This is a genomic window from Halobacteriovorax sp. (assembly GCF_041587335.1).
In the GTDB taxonomy this organism is placed as follows: Bacteria; Bdellovibrionota; Bacteriovoracia; order Bacteriovoracales; family Bacteriovoracaceae; genus Halobacteriovorax.
In genome coordinates this window covers 13,248-30,615 of the sequence record NZ_JBFGYP010000011.1, presented here as the reverse complement: position 1 = coordinate 30,615, position 17,368 = coordinate 13,248, and the positions used below count along the sequence as shown (strand labels likewise).

General features: G+C 34.9%; 18 protein-coding genes and 1 pseudogene. 17 read left to right on the top strand and 2 right to left on the bottom strand.

What is annotated here, in order from left to right; genetic code table 11:
- Positions 1-5: 5 nt before the first annotated feature.
- A complete protein-coding gene (locus ABX784_RS03275; protein WP_014243245.1) occupies positions 6-218 on the bottom strand; it encodes a hypothetical protein in 213 nt (70 codons plus the stop codon).
- Positions 219-361: 143 nt separating this feature from the next.
- On the opposite strand from ABX784_RS03275, the gene ABX784_RS03270 reads away from it, so the two are divergent.
- Complete coding sequence (locus ABX784_RS03270) at positions 362-1,216, top strand: uracil-DNA glycosylase family protein (RefSeq protein ID WP_372652510.1); 855 nt, start codon at positions 362-364, stop codon at positions 1,214-1,216.
- A gap of 66 nt (positions 1,217-1,282) precedes the next feature.
- Positions 1,283-2,485 carry a SpoIID/LytB domain-containing protein gene (locus ABX784_RS03265; protein ID WP_372652508.1) on the top strand — a complete coding sequence of 401 codons (1,203 nt, stop codon included), beginning with the start codon at positions 1,283-1,285 and terminating at the stop codon, positions 2,483-2,485.
- A 52-nt stretch (positions 2,486-2,537) separates the two neighbouring features.
- On the opposite strand, the gene ABX784_RS03260 is transcribed toward ABX784_RS03265, so the two are convergent.
- Entirely contained in the window at positions 2,538-3,158 is a 621-nt protein-coding gene (locus tag ABX784_RS03260) for a hypothetical protein (RefSeq protein WP_372652506.1), read from the bottom strand.
- A 164-nt stretch (positions 3,159-3,322) separates the two neighbouring features.
- On the opposite strand from ABX784_RS03260, the gene ABX784_RS03255 reads away from it, so the two are divergent.
- The 15 genes and pseudogenes from ABX784_RS03255 to ABX784_RS03185 all read left to right on the top strand — a co-directional run bounded on the left by ABX784_RS03255 (position 3,323) and on the right by ABX784_RS03185 (position 17,356).
- Positions 3,323-4,285, top strand: coding sequence for a hypothetical protein (locus ABX784_RS03255; protein WP_372652502.1), 963 nt, complete (start codon positions 3,323-3,325; stop codon positions 4,283-4,285).
- A gap of 68 nt (positions 4,286-4,353) precedes the next feature.
- Positions 4,354-5,145 (top strand): DsbA family protein, encoded by a 792-nt coding sequence (locus ABX784_RS03250; protein WP_372652500.1) that lies wholly within the window; start codon positions 4,354-4,356, stop codon positions 5,143-5,145.
- Positions 5,146-5,261: 116 nt separating this feature from the next.
- Complete coding sequence (locus tag ABX784_RS03245; protein ID WP_372652498.1) at positions 5,262-5,702, top strand: hypothetical protein; 441 nt, start codon at positions 5,262-5,264, stop codon at positions 5,700-5,702.
- 251 nt (positions 5,703-5,953) lie between these two features.
- Positions 5,954-6,493 carry a flagellar basal body-associated protein FliL gene (gene fliL, locus ABX784_RS03240; protein WP_372652495.1) on the top strand — a complete coding sequence of 180 codons (540 nt, stop codon included), beginning with the start codon at positions 5,954-5,956 and terminating at the stop codon, positions 6,491-6,493.
- A gap of 63 nt (positions 6,494-6,556) precedes the next feature.
- A complete protein-coding gene (gene fliM, locus ABX784_RS03235; protein WP_372652493.1) occupies positions 6,557-7,588 on the top strand; it encodes a flagellar motor switch protein FliM in 1,032 nt (343 codons plus the stop codon).
- A gap of 144 nt (positions 7,589-7,732) precedes the next feature.
- Positions 7,733-7,987, top strand: a pseudogene (fliN, locus tag ABX784_RS03230) (flagellar motor switch protein FliN); the annotation flags it as partial.
- A gap of 17 nt (positions 7,988-8,004) precedes the next feature.
- Positions 8,005-9,114 carry a flagellar biosynthetic protein FliO gene (locus tag ABX784_RS03225; protein ID WP_372652491.1) on the top strand — a complete coding sequence of 370 codons (1,110 nt, stop codon included), beginning with the start codon at positions 8,005-8,007 and terminating at the stop codon, positions 9,112-9,114.
- Positions 9,115-9,127: 13 nt separating this feature from the next.
- Complete coding sequence (gene fliP / locus ABX784_RS03220; RefSeq protein WP_372652488.1) at positions 9,128-9,886, top strand: flagellar type III secretion system pore protein FliP; 759 nt, start codon at positions 9,128-9,130, stop codon at positions 9,884-9,886.
- Between the two features lie 13 nt (positions 9,887-9,899).
- Positions 9,900-10,175 carry a flagellar biosynthesis protein FliQ gene (fliQ, locus tag ABX784_RS03215; RefSeq protein ID WP_372652486.1) on the top strand — a complete coding sequence of 92 codons (276 nt, stop codon included), beginning with the start codon at positions 9,900-9,902 and terminating at the stop codon, positions 10,173-10,175.
- On the top strand, positions 10,172-10,951 hold the full coding sequence (locus ABX784_RS03210; protein WP_372652484.1) for a flagellar biosynthetic protein FliR: 780 nt from the start codon (positions 10,172-10,174) through the stop codon (positions 10,949-10,951). Before fliQ ends, ABX784_RS03210 begins: the two co-directional genes overlap by 4 nt.
- A gap of 8 nt (positions 10,952-10,959) precedes the next feature.
- Positions 10,960-12,042, top strand: a complete 1,083-nt coding sequence (gene flhB, locus ABX784_RS03205; protein WP_372652482.1) for a flagellar biosynthesis protein FlhB — start codon at positions 10,960-10,962, stop codon at positions 12,040-12,042.
- Between the two features lie 12 nt (positions 12,043-12,054).
- Complete coding sequence (gene flhA / locus ABX784_RS03200) at positions 12,055-14,133, top strand: flagellar biosynthesis protein FlhA (RefSeq protein ID WP_372652479.1); 2,079 nt, start codon at positions 12,055-12,057, stop codon at positions 14,131-14,133.
- The gene (locus ABX784_RS03195) at positions 14,134-15,633 is read left to right on the top strand and encodes a hypothetical protein (protein ID WP_372652476.1); all 1,500 of its coding nucleotides are present in this window, start codon (positions 14,134-14,136) and stop codon (positions 15,631-15,633) included.
- Positions 15,634-15,686: 53 nt separating this feature from the next.
- Positions 15,687-16,562, top strand: a complete 876-nt coding sequence (locus ABX784_RS03190; protein ID WP_372652474.1) for an AAA family ATPase — start codon at positions 15,687-15,689, stop codon at positions 16,560-16,562.
- 11 nt (positions 16,563-16,573) lie between these two features.
- The gene (locus ABX784_RS03185) at positions 16,574-17,356 is read left to right on the top strand and encodes a FliA/WhiG family RNA polymerase sigma factor (protein ID WP_372652472.1); all 783 of its coding nucleotides are present in this window, start codon (positions 16,574-16,576) and stop codon (positions 17,354-17,356) included.
- Positions 17,357-17,368 lie beyond the last annotated feature (12 nt).

The following is a 17,368-nucleotide window of genomic DNA, read 5'->3' as shown; positions in this document are numbered from 1 at the left end:
ATGATCTAATTTATAATATGAATCATTTTTTTGTTGCCTTGACCGCACTCTGGACATCTTGCTGTCTCTTGTACAATAAGGTTTTTAAAGTCTGATAAATGGGTTTGTACTAACTTTGCATTACATATATTGCAGTTATCCATATGTTTTTTTACTTGGTCTATATCTCCATAATATTCTTCAAATTTTTCAAAGCGGAAGTCTAGTTCTTGTGACATTAAGTCATCTCCTTGCAGGTATTCATGTACTAGTATATTTTTCGGGATATTTTGGAGTTGGGTTAATTTATGATATGTTTATTTCAAATTAGGGCCCTATTTACCTAGTAAGCCTTTAAAATTAGATGAGATTAATTGAGACCATGAATAAATATCAGAAACTCCGTAGTGATATCAGTGATATAGCCAATAATGAAGGAATAGCTAAATTCTATTCTGGAGCTATCTTTGGTCATACAAGCTGGTACACTTCATCACACTTTGAGAAACCTGAGGCCATTAGGACCTCTGTTGAAGTTCCTGAGCAAAAGGTCGAGACAATCATTGAGCGTCCAAGTGCAGAGGAGTCTCCCTCTAGGAATGAAGTTCTAAAGTCTCTGGCCAAGAAGGTTGAAGAGAGTGGTCCAATTCAATCTAAATTTGGAAATATTGTAAAAGACTCTAAATCAACATCACTTGGAAGTAACCTCAAGTTGAGTGCAGACTTAGAGAACTATAAAGAGATGGTCGAGAAGTTTAACCCAAGTTTTAGATTTGAAGACTTTCAAGGTGTATCGACCTTAATTGTTGGAGAGTCTCGAATTGATGAGTTAAATGATGAGACCTCTCACATAAAAACAAAGCACGATAATTCTGAACTTCTTGGTAAAATGATCATTCCTATGAAACTTGAGGAAGGGGAGTTTGTTAGAAGTTCACTCATTGGAAAGACTGATGACGAAGTATTACAAAATATCTTAAGTGAGATTTATCTCCTTAGACCTAAGGTTGTCATTTCTCTTGGTGCTGTTGCTACAAACTTCTTATACGGAAAGAAGGAAAAACTTTCAAAGATTCATGGAAATGAGATTGAAAGAGTTATCGAAAATGAAAAAGAGCTAGTAAACTTCACTCTCTTTCCTATCTTTCATCCTGATTTACTCGAAATAAACCCATCAATGAAGCGAACAGCATGGATGGATCTTCAGAAAGTGATGAAATTCCTCGGAAAATTATAATATTATATTGAGACCTTTTTAAATTAAGCATACAATAATGTAGTTATAACTCAGGATGGAGTTTACTTGCATAGGATATGCTTTCTTTTAATTCTACTTAAAATTTCAACTCTAAATGCTTTTGGAGAGATTACTCCGTATTTGGTTACCGGGACACCTGAGCCTAAGATACGCGTTCGAGTAAGTAAGTCATTAAAGAATGTTATAATTTCTGGTACAGATCTAAATAGAACCTTTCATATTGGAAACCAGAAAAAGACTTTCTCCGGTAGAAAGAAGATCAAATTCAATTGTAGCCTATTTGGTGAGAATAAAAGATTTAAAAAGCGTGGTCCAACACTTCTTGCTTCTCTAAACTCTATGACAGGACTTGTAACTGTTGGTGACAAAAAGTACATGGGGACTGTTGATATTGTAAGCTCGGTTGGAAATGATAGCTGTGATGTTATTCAGGAGACTAGGCTTGAGGATTATATTAGCGGTCTTCTAGCAAAAGAAATGAATAGCGCATGGCCTTTGGAGGCCCTAAAAGCCCAGGCGGTAGCTGCTAGATCATACGCCCTTCATAAAATGGAAACAGATCACGTCTCTAAAACTTTAGGTAGAGTCGCTCACTATGACTTAGAGAGCTCTGAAAAACATCAGGTCTCGGGTAGTTTTTTCGACATCACGAGAAATACTGACCTTGCAACTACAGAGACAATGGGAGAAGTGTTAGTAACACCAAGAGGGAAGCTAACTCCGATATTCTTTCATGCCAAATGTGGAGGAAAGCTTCTTCGTCCTGATCAAGTGTGGAGCAATGCTGTAAGTGGGTATAATTCTACCCCAGAAGGAAACTACTGTCATGGGCATGGAACTAAGGACTGGGATAATAAAGTGACGTATAAGCGATTTGTATCGTTTATAAAGTGGCTTCAAAAAAAGAAACTCATCTCTGTATCTAAGAAGATAACTGGCAAAAAGAAAATTAAAATCCTCAAAGACACTAAAGATAAAAACAATATGAGACTCTATTGGGGAGATCTTCATATTGTCATAAAAAAGCCTTTGTTTAGAAGATATTTTGGAAGGTTTACATTTCCTTCAAATAACTTTGAAATGAACTGGGATAGTAAGCATAACTCATTTGTAGTCAGTGGTAGTGGTCTTGGTCATGGAGTAGGTATGTGTCAATTGGGAGCTTTAGACATGGCCAAAAAGGGGTGGGGGTATCGCAAGATATTGGCTCACTACTTCCCCGGACATAAACTAGAAAAAGCATATTAAAAAAGGCTTCTTTCGAAGCCTTTCTCTTTTATAAATTAAGTAATTATTTATATTAGTATGAAACACATCCAACTTTCGTAAACCAAGTCTCTACTTGAAATACTGGTAGGTAAGAGTAGTTCGGGTCCATTTGAGATTGCATAGATGTTTGAGATGAATCAACCATTCCATGTCCACAACTTACTTCGTCATCTAGAACAATCTTTCCAGAGAAATTTGTTAATTGTCTAGTATCACTAATATATGGAGCTCCATTACTTGAGCTCATTGAGCACATTGATAATAGAACGTTGTAACCAATAACTTGAGAGCTACTTGTTACTTTTTGTACAATCATGACATCACCGTAATAACCAACTCCAACGTACTCTCTCGCAACTGATGTACCACCAATTCCTCCTGAGTTAAATGTTCCTGAAATTGTAGTTTGAGAACTTCCTGAAAAGCTGCTCGAACTAAAAGTGTAGATATTTGAAAGTCTCTGACCGGTTCTACATTGAATCTGATTTAAAAGAGCAGAGTAGTTTGAGGCACTAAGTTGCGCTGTTGTAGATGTAGGAAGAGTAATTCCTGTTGAACTAACAGTATTTTTCTTTTCACTATCACCACAGGACCAGAACAAGGTTGCTGCCAAAGTAAAAATAATTATCTTTTTTAAAGAATGCGACTTCATTAACTACTCCTCAAAGGTTCTAAGACCCAAGCGATTAGACTTTTCTCTATACATGTCGGGTAATGGAGCAATTTACTTTAGGAAAAATAGACCTATTTCAATTTTTCTTAATGATTATTCAATAATTTGATAAGCTTAGAGGATATAAATAAAGGAAGATTAATTTGAACTTTTCAAGTGTTTTAAAGAATGCATTCAATTATAAGCTGTTGAAAACGGACGAAGAAGTCCGATTTAGGCTCATTAATGGACTTAAGATTGCGTCTATTCCTGTGCTTACTTGTTTTGTTTTAATCATATTTTTATGGGTTCTTCTCTCTATGGACCTAGTTTTCTTTAAGTCTAATGGTTACGATAATTTTGAACAATTTAATGAAGTTTTCTATGACTTTATAGTGTCGAAGCTATTGGAGTTCTCTCTTCTTTTTATTGCTCATTTTGCAATGACTTTAATTTTTGGAATATATATATCAGAGTTATTACTTAGACCTTTTAGAGTAATAGGTGACTACTGTGAGAAGTACCTAGAAGATAAGTCAACTTCTTATGATCCTGACTTCTTCAGTGATTTAAAACTTTTGACAAGATTTAGTGAGTGGTTCTTTAATACTATTTATATATCTGAACAGAATGGGTCCCTAAAGCCGATTAATCTTCCAACAAAGTTTACTCGAATTCATAAGCCTGTTTTTGAAACTGGATTCTTTCTTCAATTCTTATTCTTGATTTTAGCAACATCTATAGTGTCTGCAATTTTCTTTTTTGAGGTTATTACAGGAGTGCATGACCAAATTGTTAGGATGGCCTTTGATATTCTTCCTAATAAGTATGAGATTCAATACTTCCTACTATACCAATCTTCAGTTCTGAGTAATATTATTGCTGGTACGATTACAGTGCAAGTTTTTGCCTATATTATGCTGTCAATTAGTCTTTATAAGAAGGTTTCAACTCCAGCGTTTGGAATTTTTGCAACAATGAGGTCTTTCATAAAAGGGCGCTATGACTCACGAGTTCACCTTATTGGATACTCATATCTTAGGCCACAATGTCGTAAATTAAACAAATATTTATCTGAAATGCAAAAGTCTTTACATAAAGCTGACAAAAATAGCATTCAGGACTAGTATAATAATGTCGAGGAAGAATTACTAAGCGAATAAGGAATTCGAATATAAATAACAAAGGAAAAAGAATGTTTAAAAAATTAATTAAAACTAGTTTACTGCTACTGACGGTTGCCGGTCTTTCAAGCTGTGTATCTGATAAGCAGGTTGTAGAGGCCCTTAAGAAAAATCCAAAAGCACTATTTGAAATAATTGAAGAAAATCCTGCTGACTTTATGGAAGCTGTTCAAAAAGCTGCCAAAGCTGCTCAGTCAGAAATGGGTAAGAGAAGAGAGCAAGAAGAGAACAAGAAGTTTGAAGAAGCATTTGATAAGCCACTTCAAGCTGAAATTAGAAGTGATGAGACTTTTAGAGGAGCTAAAGATGCTCCACTTACACTTGTTGAGTATTCAGATTTTCAGTGCCCATTCTGTGTAAGAGGATTTAACACTGTTAAAGAGTTAATGAAGAAGTACGATGGTAAGATCAGACTTGTTTATAAGCATTTACCACTAAGTTTTCACAAAGAAGCACTTCCTGCTGCTCATTACTATGAAGCAATCAGACTTCAGAGTGAAGATAAAGCATTTAAGTTTCACGATGCTATTTTTGACAACCAAAGAAAGCTTTCTCTTGGAGATTCTTTCTTAAAGAAAACTGCAAAAAGTGTTGGAGCAGACATGAAGAAACTAGCTAAAGATGTTAAGTCTAAAGCTGTTATCGAAAGAGTAGAGGCCGACATTAAAGAAGCTGCTAAGTTTGGTTTCCAAGGTACTCCTGGTTTCCTATTAAATGGTATCCCTGTTAGAGGAGCATATCCAATTGATCACTTTGAGAAAATTATTGCGAAGCTTAAAGAGAAAGGAAAAGTAGAACTATAATTAGTTTTGAAATTACTTTATATCTAAGGCCCCTCTTGAGGGGCTTTTTTATTTCTAAATATAATCTTAAGCTTGTCTAATTTGTCTATTTTTATAAATTGAATTAAACTAAGGTTATGGAAGAGAATACTTACAGTAAATTTAATCGTCCAAAGTTTTATAAATCGAATATAGATTCTCTTGATTTTGAAAATGTTAAGAGTATTGATTTACTTGTGGAAGATGTTGAGAAAGGGGAGATCCTTGAATCAACAGAATTTTTTCGATCGTATATCTATGAACTAAAAAATATTTTAGATGAAGACTCACCTAAGAGTGCTCTAGAAAGCTTCTTTAAGTTAGAGCATAACTTGGATAAATTCTATTCTCATCTTGCACTAGATGAAAACTTTCCTGATTTATTAACTTTCCATAGAAACTTTTCACCAACAGTTCTGCGCATTTTTTGGGAAGCCATTTCTTTAAATGATAATGATTCTTTAATGGAGAGGGTTCTCGAAGCATTTAGAATTGCCCTTGAAGAAGAGTTGTATCTCTGGCACGAAAATCTTCATTAACTCAAGAAAAATCTTAAAATTTTAGAAAAAAGGTATTCTCCGAGTAAAAAAGTATGTCTAATTGTGACAATATTTTGACACCACTTCTTCGAGTGATCAGCTAGTTATAAAAAAAAGCGGTAAGAATTTCCTATAAATGTAATGCAGCCTTGATGCTTAGACATTAAAAATGTATAATTTTTGACAGAGCGGTAAGTATTTCTTCTACTCAAGAAAAATACACCGATTTATAAAACCAGGAAGGTAATAAAATGGCAGACGGAGATGCTAATTTCAGCAAACCCGCCGACTCAGGCAGTGGAAAAAATCCTCTTCTAACAATTGTAATGATTCTTCAATTAATTTTGATGGGTGGAATTGCATACTTTCAATATATGGCACATCAGAAGTTAGCGGCTACAGAGTCAGTAATGGACGTTGTTAAGAGTGATATGAAGGCCGGAGCTATTGATGAATCTAGTGAAACTGGTGAAGCTCGTGAAGAAGAAGGTATCTTATTTCCTTTAGATAACTTTACTGCAAACTTGGCCCAAGGTGATGGTCCTAGAAGATTTGTAAGACTTAACGCTGTTTTAAAATTTAATAGAGATTCAAGCGAAGAAGAGTTTAAAGCAAGAAAGCCACAGATTAGAGATACGATTATTAGTATTTTAAACTCTAAGAGAGCTGAAGATCTTCTTAAAGTAGAAGGGAAGAATTATTTAAAAGAAGAAATTAAAGCCGCTATTAATAGTTTTTTAGTAGACGGAAAAGTAATAGACGTATTTTACGTTAGTTTTCAAATTAACTAACTAGTTTTTAGGCAAAATGATTTTGCCATTTAACAACTTGTAAAATGATCCCAGGAGGGGAGAATGGCCCAGGTCCTAAGTCAAGACGAAGTCGACGCGTTATTAAATGCTGTAAATGATGGTGATTCAGATGATTTATCCTTTGGTGGAGACTCTGATGATTTTGATGGTGCAGATGAAACCGACGATAATATACAGGCCTATGATTTAACCAATCAAGACCGTGTTATTCGTGGGCGAATGCCTATTCTTGAAATTATCTATGAAAGATTTATTAGATCATTTAGAGTGAGTCTTTCAAATTCTCTTCGTAAGATTTCAACTATCTCGATGATCTCAACTGACCTTTTAAAGTTTGGTGAATTCGTTAATACGCTCCCTATACCAAGTTGTATGTGTATTATGAGATTCAATGAACTAAGAGGTCCAGCACTACTAGTTTTTGAATCAAAACTTGCTTACGCAATAATTGATTCTTACTTCGGTGGAACTGATAGACCATTCACTAAAATTGAAGGTAAAGAATTTACAATGATTGAACTTTCTTTCATGAAGAAAGTTATGGATATGGCAATCAATGATCTTGAAGAAGCATGGGCTCCTGTTCATAGAATTGATGCTCAATACTTAAGAACAGAGATTAACCCACAGTTCGTAGGGGTTGTTCCTCCATCAGATGTAATTATTGCAACAACACTAGAAGTTGAATTTGAATCAGCTTCTGGAACAATTATGATTGTAGTTCCTTATTCTACAATCGAGCCAATTAAGCAAAAGCTAAGTTCAAGTTTCCAAACAGATAACGATATGGCCGATAGTATTTGGACTCAGGCCATGAATGAGCATATTAAACAAGCTCACGCTACGATGGTTGTTAAACTAGGCGAAACTTCAATCACTGTTGGTGATCTTGTCACTCTTGAGAAGGGGGATATCGTTCCTCTTAATCAAGAGGCTTCTGGTGAGGTTACTGTAGAAGTTGAAGGTGTTGATAAAATGAGATGCCTCATAGGAACTCATAAAGGCAACAGAGCAGTACAAATTACACAAGTTGATAAAACAATAAAAAGAGAAATGTCCACTACGGAGGAATAAATTATGTCTGATGAGATTAACCAAGATATGAATAATCAATCTAATCCAATGGCCAATGTTGAAGACATTAATACGGCTAGAGTAAGCCAATTGTCTGATGAAGTTAAGGCCGGTGATGATGCTTTAAATAAATTAAAGGTACAGAACTTAGACTTTATTCTTGATATTCCTCTAAAGGTTACAGTTGAGTTAGGAAGAACTGAAGTTATGATTAAAGACCTTTTACAACTAGGTCAAGGTTCTGTTTTAGAACTAGATAAGCTTGCAGGTGAGCCGCTTGAAATTCTTGTGAATGGAAAGCTTGTTGCTAAAGGTGAAGTTGTAGTTGTGAACGAAAAATTTGGTATTAGATTAACAGATATTATCAGTCCGATTGAAAGAATCGAAACACTTAAGTAATGGTAATGGAGCTAGGTATGAAGAAGATCTTAACAATTTTAACTATACTGTTTTCTGTAGGCTCACTACAGGCGGCAGAGAAAATTAAAGTAAAGAGCTTAAAGTACTCTACCAAGAATAACTCTACGGGTGAAATTTCAATTAGATTTGAAGGTAATCTAGAGTCGGCTCCAGAGCTAACACTTAAAGATAGCATGATCCAAATAGCATTAAATAATGCGGTTGTTTGGCCAAAGATTGAAAAGAAAATCTCTGTTGATAAGAACCTAGACTCAACAGTTATGGCCTATCAATTTAATAAAGAAGTTGCCAGAGTAAGAGCAATGCTTCCTTATTCAATCAAAGGTCTAGAAGATAGAGTAAGTATTACAATTCACGGAAGTAATATAAATCTTCAGTTTCCAAGAGTTATCAGCGCTTCTCCAGTTAAGAGAAAAGCGGTTGTAAAGGCCAAGAAACAAAACCTTGAGCAATATGATGAGAGCTACCTCGATAAGCTAATTAAAGAGAAAGAGCAGAGTAAAGCACCAATAAAAAAACTTGCGCAGGCGGCAAAAGCGGCTCCAGTTGTAGCTACAGACAAGGTCAATGTGGCACTATCTGGTATCGAAAAAGATACACTTAATGAAGGTAAGTCTTCGTTTTCATTAACAGGCTACATTGGCAAATTTGTTGCTTTTCTAGGAGTAGTACTTCTTCTCTTCTACGGGGTTGTTGCATTAATGAAAAAAGGTGTTCTAAAGAAAGGTAAGTTAGGTTTTTTAAATAGCACTAAGGTCATTGAAGTCATTAACACAACTTATGTAGGTCCAAAGAGAAGCTTAATGTTAATTAAGGCCCACAAGCAAGTCTTCTTAGTTGCTAACACTGAAAAAGGGATGGAGTTTTTGTCAGAAGTAGATGATATCTCAGGATTAATTAAAGAAGGGGAGAAGTCTCTTTCTGGAAATAATTTTGATTCTGATTTAGGGTCTGCAAACTTAGAAGAAAAATCATTTAATTTAAAAGACGATATCGAAAAATCAGCTGAACAGAATGTTGAGCTTAATACTGATGTAGTGAAGGATAGTGTTAAATTATCTCAAAAGATTAAAGAAAAAGTAAAAACACTTAAACCATTACAATAAGGTTGGTCAGAGCATGGAAGCTCTTTTGAATAAAAAGAATTTTATAAAATTTATCTTCGGATTAATGCTTCTTCAAACAGAAGCATTTGCACAATCTTCAGGTGTAAATCTTCCTGGTATGGCCATCAACTTTGGTAATGGTACTAATTTAGTTGATACAATCCAAGTACTAGTTCTATTCACTGTACTTACTATGGCACCTGCAATACTTATTCTTTGTACTTGTTTTACAAGAATCATAGTTGTTCTAAGTTTTATGAGACAAGCAATTGGTACTCAGAGTATGCCGCCAAATCAAGTTCTAATTGGGTTTGCATTATTCTTATCAATATTTGTTATGCAACCTACTGGAGAGCAAATATATAAAAATGCAATTACTCCTTATGTTGAAAAGCAAATTACTACGACAGTAGCACTTGATAGAATAGAATATTCTTTACGTGGTTTTATGACAAAGCAGGTTCGTAAAGCAGATATTGGCCTTTTCTATGATGTTACAGGAAGAAAAGCTCCCAATACGATTGCTGATGTTCCTATTCATTTTTTAATTCCAGCGTTTATTATCTCCGAGTTAAAGACGGCCTTTCAAATAGGCTTCTTATTATATATTCCATTTCTAATTCTAGATATGGTTGTCGCGTCAGTTCTAATGGCAATGGGGATGATGATGTTACCACCAGTGGTAGTTTCACTTCCATTTAAATTATTACTATTTGTTTTAGTCGATGGTTGGCAGTTAGTTACGGGATCAATACTGAGATCGTTTCATTAAGAAGAGGTAGAAAATGGGTTTTGACGGAATATCAGATATTACAAATCAGGCAATTAAGATTGCACTACTAATCTCCTCTCCAATGCTCGTAGGAGCACTTGTTATGGGTATCTTAGTTTCAATCTTTCAAGCAGTAACACAAATCAACGAGCAGACACTTTCTTTTATTCCAAAGATTTTAGTGATTGTTGGAGCTCTTGTAATTTTTGCTCCTTGGATGTCTGATACTTTAACAACATTTACTAAGGAATTAATTATTAGTATTCCTCAGGTGGTTGCAGGTAGATGATAAATATTCAGGTTGTTGATCAATATTCAGTGATTGCTTTTTGGTTATGTTTTACCAGATTCATTGCTGTAAGTTTTCAACTTCCAATATTTGATAATGGTGCAGTTCCTAATCTTGTAAAGATACTAGCGACTCTTGTTATCACTTATGCATTTTTTCCATTCCTAGAGCAACAGATATTAGTAGATGTTGTTCACTATGGAGTAGATGGTTTTTGGTATTTAACAATATTTAATACTATCGTTGGTTTATTAGTTGGGTTCTTTGTGAAGATTATCATGAGTATCTATACAGCAGCAGGGTCTGTTATTACTCAACAGGTTGGGTTTGGTGCAGTTAGTTATTTTGACCCAACAAGTTCTCAACAAATTGGTCCATTTGAGCAGTTAATTAAATGGACAGTACTTATAATTATTTTATCTTCTGGTGCATTACTTCCAATGTTTAAAGGAATGTACTCATCTTTTTTCTCTATTACTGCTTTAGACATGGGGAAATTTGCTGCGAGTCCAGAGTTTTACTTGAGGCTGTTTAAGAATATGTTTCTTTCGGCCCTGATGCTTTCTTCGCCAATGATTTTTACGAATATGTTGATTATGACAATTCTTGGAATCGTGGCAAGAACAGTTCCGCAAATGAATGTTATTATGGTGAGTTTCGCCGTAAATATAGGACTAGGATTATTAGTCTTTATTGCAACCTCTCAAGAGTTTTTTCGTGTAGCAATTAAAATGTATACGGATAACTTAGGTGATTGGTTTCAATTTATAATCTAGGATAGCCAATGGCAGATGGTGGTGACAGCGACGCAGAAAAGACGGAAGACCCTTCCGCGCATAGAATCGAAGAGTTTCGAAAGCGTGGAGAGGTCGCATCGTCTAAAGAACTAACGAGTGTGTTAGTTCTTGCAGCATCATTGATGACGCTTGGGCTTTCTATGGTTTATATGTATGAGGTTCTTTCTGAATTTGTACAGTGGTTATATACACTAGATACTGCAAGTGCTTATACAGAAAAATCGATGAATACAATTGTGCATAAGCTAATTACTGTTTCTCTTAAAAGTGTAGCACCAATGTTTTTAGTTACTTTAGCTATAGGTGTTTCAGCTAATGTGGCCCAAGTGGGATTACTCTTTTCACCAGAAGTACTAGAGTGGAAACCAGAGAGAATTAATCCATTGCAAGGAGTGAAGAAGCTCTTTTCAATGAAGTCATTAGTGGAGGCCGTAAAAGGTGTTTTCAAGTTTATTTTTATCCTTGGGATTGTTTACTACTTTTTAAAAGATGAAATGCATACTTTTGGAGGTTTTTTTCATTTAGATTTCTTCCAGTCATTTCTGTATGGGAAGACCTTCTTGATTAAACTTGGGTTTGCAATTGTTTTAGGTCTTGTTGTGATTGCTATTGGAGACTTTGCTTATCAGAAATTTTCTTACAAAAAGAAACTGATGATGACTAAAGAAGAAGCAAAGCAAGAACATAAGCAACAAGATGGTAACCCTGAGATTAAGCAAAGAATTAGAGCTGTTCAAAGAGAGATGTCTCAAAGAAGAGTAATGAGCGAAGTACCAAAGGCGGATGTTATTGTTACTAACCCGACTCATATTTCAATTGCTTTAAAGTATGACCCTGAAACAATGGTCTCACCTGAAGTGATAGCAAAGGGAGCAGATGTATTAGCTCTTAAGATAAGAGAAATTGCAAAGGGACATGATATACCAATTGTAGAGAATGTTCCTTTGGCACGAGGATTGTATAAGACAGTTAAAGAGGGGCAAGGAGTGCCACGAAATCTTTATAAAGCTGTCGCTGAAGTTTTAGCATTTACATATAAATTAAAGAAACAAAAAAAGGCTTTAAGCTAATAGGAAAAATCCATGGAAGGAAATTTCGCTGAAAAATTCAAAGCACTAAGTAAGAACTCAGATCTTATGGTTGCAGTAGGTTTATTACTCATTCTAAGTGTAATGATTATCCCTGTACCTCCGTTCTTATTAGACTTACTTTTTGCTCTTACTTTATCTGGATCAGTTATAATTTTACTTATAGCTGTTTACTCAAAAAAAGCATTAGATTTTTCAACTTTCCCTTCTGTTTTACTAGTTTCAACACTATTTAGACTTTCCTTAAACGTAGCATCTACAAAGAATATTCTTATCCGTGGTGGATCAGAAGGTGTTAGTGCTGCAGGTGAAATTATTAGAGCTTTTGGAGAGTTTGTTGTTGGTGGTAATTACGTAGTTGGTATTATCGTCTTTATTATCCTAGTCATAATCAACTTTATGGTTATTACAAAAGGTGCTGGTAGAGTTGCTGAAGTTGGTGCAAGGTTCACTTTAGATGCAATGCCTGGTAAGCAGATGGCAATTGATGCAGATTTAAATGCTGGTCTAATAGACGATGCGATGGCCAAGAAAAGAAGACAAGAAGTTGCAGAAGAAGCTGACTTTTACGGTTCTATGGATGGTGCGTCGAAATTCGTAAGAGGAGATGCCATTGCTGGTATCTTGATTACTTTTATTAACGTTCTAGCAGGTATTGCAATTGGAGTTATGCAATATGATCTAAGTGCTGGCGACGCTGCAGAAGTCTTTACTCTCTTAACAGTTGGTGATGGACTTATTTCTCAGATACCTGCTCTTGTTATCTCAACTGCTGCCGGTATTATTATTACAAGAAATACATCTGAAGACTCTCTAGGGTCTCAGATTACAAACCAATTCAAGGTACATCCAAAAGCTATATATATTGCAAGTGGAACACTCTTTGTTTTTGCAGTAATTCCAGGCCTTCCAAAAGCACCATTTATGATGATAGGAAGTCTCTTGGCATTTGTAGGATGGAGAATGGAAAAAGGCGCTGCAGAAGATAAAATTGCAGCAGCTCAGGAAAATACTGAAGAAAAGAAAGCAACTCCAGATAGTTTAGAAGATTTACTAAACTTAGAGCTAGTTGAACTAGAAGTAGGTTATGGGCTAGTAAACCTTGTTGATGCTGAGCAGAATGGTGATTTACTTGAAAGAATTACACATATTCGAAAACAATTCGCTTTAGACTGGGGTGTTATCATTCCTTCTGTTAGAATTAAAGATAACTTAGAGTTGAAACCAGGAGGGTACAGCATCAAAGTTAAAGGTATTGAAGTGGCCAGTGGAGACTTAATGTCTGATCACTTTTTGGCCATGGATCCAGGTTCAGTTATTGAGAAGATTGATGGTGTAGAAACTGTTGAACCAGTTTTTGGACTACCTGCTGTTTGGATATCTGAAGACCAGAAAGATGATGCTCAGTACAATGGTTACACAGTAGTAGATCTATCTACTGTTATGGCAACTCATATCACAGAAGTTCTTAAGACAAACTTACATGAACTATTTGGAAGACAAGAGCTTGTTAGAGTTGTGGATAACTTTAAAGAGCAATACCCAAAGATTGTATCTGATCTTATTCCAGAAATATTACCACTAGGAACAGTTTTAAAAGTAATGCAAAACTTACTTAGAGAAGGTGTTTCAATTAGAGACCTAAGAACAATCTTAGAGACTCTTGCTGAGTACGGAACTTCAGTTAAGGATACAGATTCTTTAACTGAGTTCTCAAGACAATCTCTATATAGAACTATTACTGAGTCCATTAGAGGAGATCAGGGAGATGTTCCACTCTTTACTCTAGATAGAAATATCGAAGAGAATATTGCAAATAATATAATTCAAACTGAACAAGGTCAGCAATTGAGCCTAGACCCTAAAATCACTCAACATATACTTGCAAGTCTTAATGAAAAGATTGAAGAAGCAACTAATATGGGTGAGAAAATGGTCGTTCTTTGTAGCCCAGTTATCAGAAATCACTTTAAAAAATTAACAGAAAAATTTATTCCGAATCTTGTTGTGATTAGTCATAATGAATTGAGCTCGGAAGCTAATATTAGATCACTTGGTACGGTGAGGTTGTAGATGTATGTAAGAAAATTTGAAGCTGATTCTTTAGATGAGGCCCTTAAAAACATTAAATTAGAGTTAGGCCCTGATGCTATAATTCTAAAGACTATTACTAATAAAGGGCTCAAAGGTGCTTTCAAGAAGAAAAGAATTGAAATCACTGCCGCCATTAGTGAAAAGAATTATTCAAAAAAAGCGAAAGTAGACCATATCTTAGATGATAGTCAAAAGGGTCAGTTTTATTCGAATAACTCTAGTTATGTTTCTAATATGATTGATGATTATGAAACACATACAAATGAAAACTCAAGAGCAACTGTTGCAGGTCCAAGTGGTGCTGCAGGATATGGGAAGTTAGGTTTGAATAAGTCAGTAAATACAAATGAAAATCAAGCAGTAAAAAATAATGATCTAGATGACTTCTTGTCAGATGCAGTTCATAAAGTAAAAGCTGTAACTAATAATATTGTTCACTCAACTAAAGCAAATGTTGATAACTTCTTTGGAGATCACGAAGAAGAAGTTGAAGAAAGCTTTGAGAGCCAAATTCAAAGTGCCTCTGTTGAAGAATACGAAGTACCACGTAGAGAACAAAGAGCAGAAAGACCAGAAAGAGTAGAGACTAGATCAGAAGTTAAATATGATGACAGTGTTGTTCTTGAACAAAGAAAGAAAATAGACGATTTAGAAAAGAAATTATTTGAATTAAGTAAGAATGTTGAAAGATTAGATAAGAAAGAGCCAAATGGTATTTATGAGCTTAGAGCGACTCTTAGAAGTTTGGATATTTCTGAAAAATATATTCATAACCTTATTAGAAAAGCAATCTTTGAAATGAGCAGAGACGAGCTAGAGGATTCAGAGATTGTTTTTGAATTTGCCTTAAGAGAGATGATTGAGTGTGTAAATACAGCAATGCCTCTTTTCTCTTCTTCTGATTCTGAGGAGGGTGTGGTTACAGTAATCCTTTCTGAGACTTCTACAGGACAAACTTCAATGTCTTATAAGATAGGAGCCCTAAAGCCTGATTCAACTATTGTTAAGAGCAGTTTAAATGGTGCTCATAGCGAAGGAAAAGAGTTTAGTCGTAAGTTATTTGGACTAAACGTATCTGAAACTACAAATGTCGCAGAGACAGTTTCAATGTGTCGAAAAACAATTGAAGAAGGTAAGTGTGCGTTTATAGATTATAAAAATAATTCAGATGATATTAATGAAACGAAAAAATTTATAGATGGATTAAGAAGATCATTTGGCAAGGTGGAAGTATTGATCTCTCTTTCCGCAATTCATTCTGAAATCTATAATAGAAAAGTCGTTTCTAGATACAAAGGTCTAGCAAATGGGATCGTGATTTCAAATTTAGATCTATGTTTAAACTTTGGAGCATTATTTAATATTACTGAAGAAAATAATAACCTTCCACTTAAGTTCTACGGAACAGGTGAAGTTGTTCCTGACGATTTAGAGGCAGCAACTGCAGAAAGATTATTAGCTGGAATTTTTCAGTTCTAAGAAGTAACTAACTTCGACATAGGATTTGTCAAAGTTAAAATATAGGAGACAGGATGTCGACAAAGAGCGCCGCTCAATGGCTTGTAGGCCATAATCGTTTTGAACAAAAGAAAGCATCAAGTTTAGAAAAAAAGAACTTTGGAAACGCAAAGACTATTTCTATTACCTCAGGCAAAGGGGGAGTAGGAAAGACATCAATCTCATTAAAACTCGCTAAAATTCTATCAGAAAAAGGCTATAAGACTCTCGTAATAGATTGTGATTATAACCTTTCAAATACGGCCGTAAAACTAGGTCTTCCTTTGTCGGATAACTTTTACTCTCTGTTATCTGCAAAAAAGTCATTTGATGACTGTCTCGTTAAGCATGATGGCTACTATCTACTCTCTGGTTGTAACGGAAGTATCGAATTATTAAATGAATCAGTTGGTATTGAGAAATTTATAATTGATATTCTTGTTAGTCACGAAAGTGAATTTGATTATATTATTCTTGATAGTCCAGCAGGTATAGGTAGAGAGAACCTTACTTTAAATGCATATAGTGATCATAGGTTTGTTGTAGTGACTCCTGATAGGTCTTCGCTTACGGACTCGTACTCTTTGATGAAAATCTTGAGTAATAAGTATGGAGTGAGTGAAAATCACCTAATTGTGAATAAAATTTCCAGTGATAAGCAGTATAAAAGAATTATTAAAACGCTCGGAGATACTGTCGATAAATTTCTAGGCACTAGGCTAAAAGTTCTTGGTGGCGTTGAAAGAAAGAATATCTCTGTAGATCAGTTTGATCGTATCTTGTTTGGTGAGGAAGAATTTTCCCTTCACCAGAATTTCATTAACATAGTTGAAATGTTCTCCGAAGAGAATGTTGGTACCTTGCTACCAATCTCTGAACATGGACAAGATGTCCATCTAAACGTTTGCTAAGGAGTGCATGAATGTCTTCAATCTCTAAGAAGTTAAAAAATTTAAAAGACTATAGATCAACAGTAGATCCAAAAGTTAAAGATGAAATTATCATCGAATATGCACCATTAATTAAATATATTGCTCAAAGAATTGCTTCAAGACTTCCATCAAACGTTGAATTAGATGACCTTATCTCTTGTGGTGTAATTGGACTGATGGATGCAATTGAGAAGTTTGATCCGAGTAGAGATAATAAATTCAAAACATATGCAGAATTTAGAATTAGAGGTTCTATTCTTGATGAGTTAAGAGCGCAGGATTGGGTTCCAAGATCTGTTAGAGAAAAAGCAAAGCTTGTTGAAAGAGCATATGCAAAAATTGAAGCAGCTGAGGGAAGACCGGCAACAGACGAAGAGATGTGTGCTGAGCTTGGAGTTAACCAAGATGAATTCTACGACCTTCTTAATAAAGCCAAGTCTGTATCAGTTTTAAATATTGATGATTCTGCTTCTTTTAATAAAGGTGATAAGAAACTTATTGCAGGCTTAGAAGATGATAGAAATAGTAATCCTTTTTATGCCGTAGCAAATAAAGGTTCAAGAGATAAGATTAAAGAGGGAATAGGACAACTTCCTGAAAAACAAAGATTAGTACTTTCTCTATACTACTATGAAGATTTAAATCTTAAAGAAATAGGACAGGTTTTAAATGTAACTGAGTCGAGAGTTTCTCAACTTCATACTCAGGCCATTATGAAACTTAAAGTTAAACTAAAAACAACTTTCGATTCTCCTGAAGATATTGCAAGTTAGATAAACACCGGT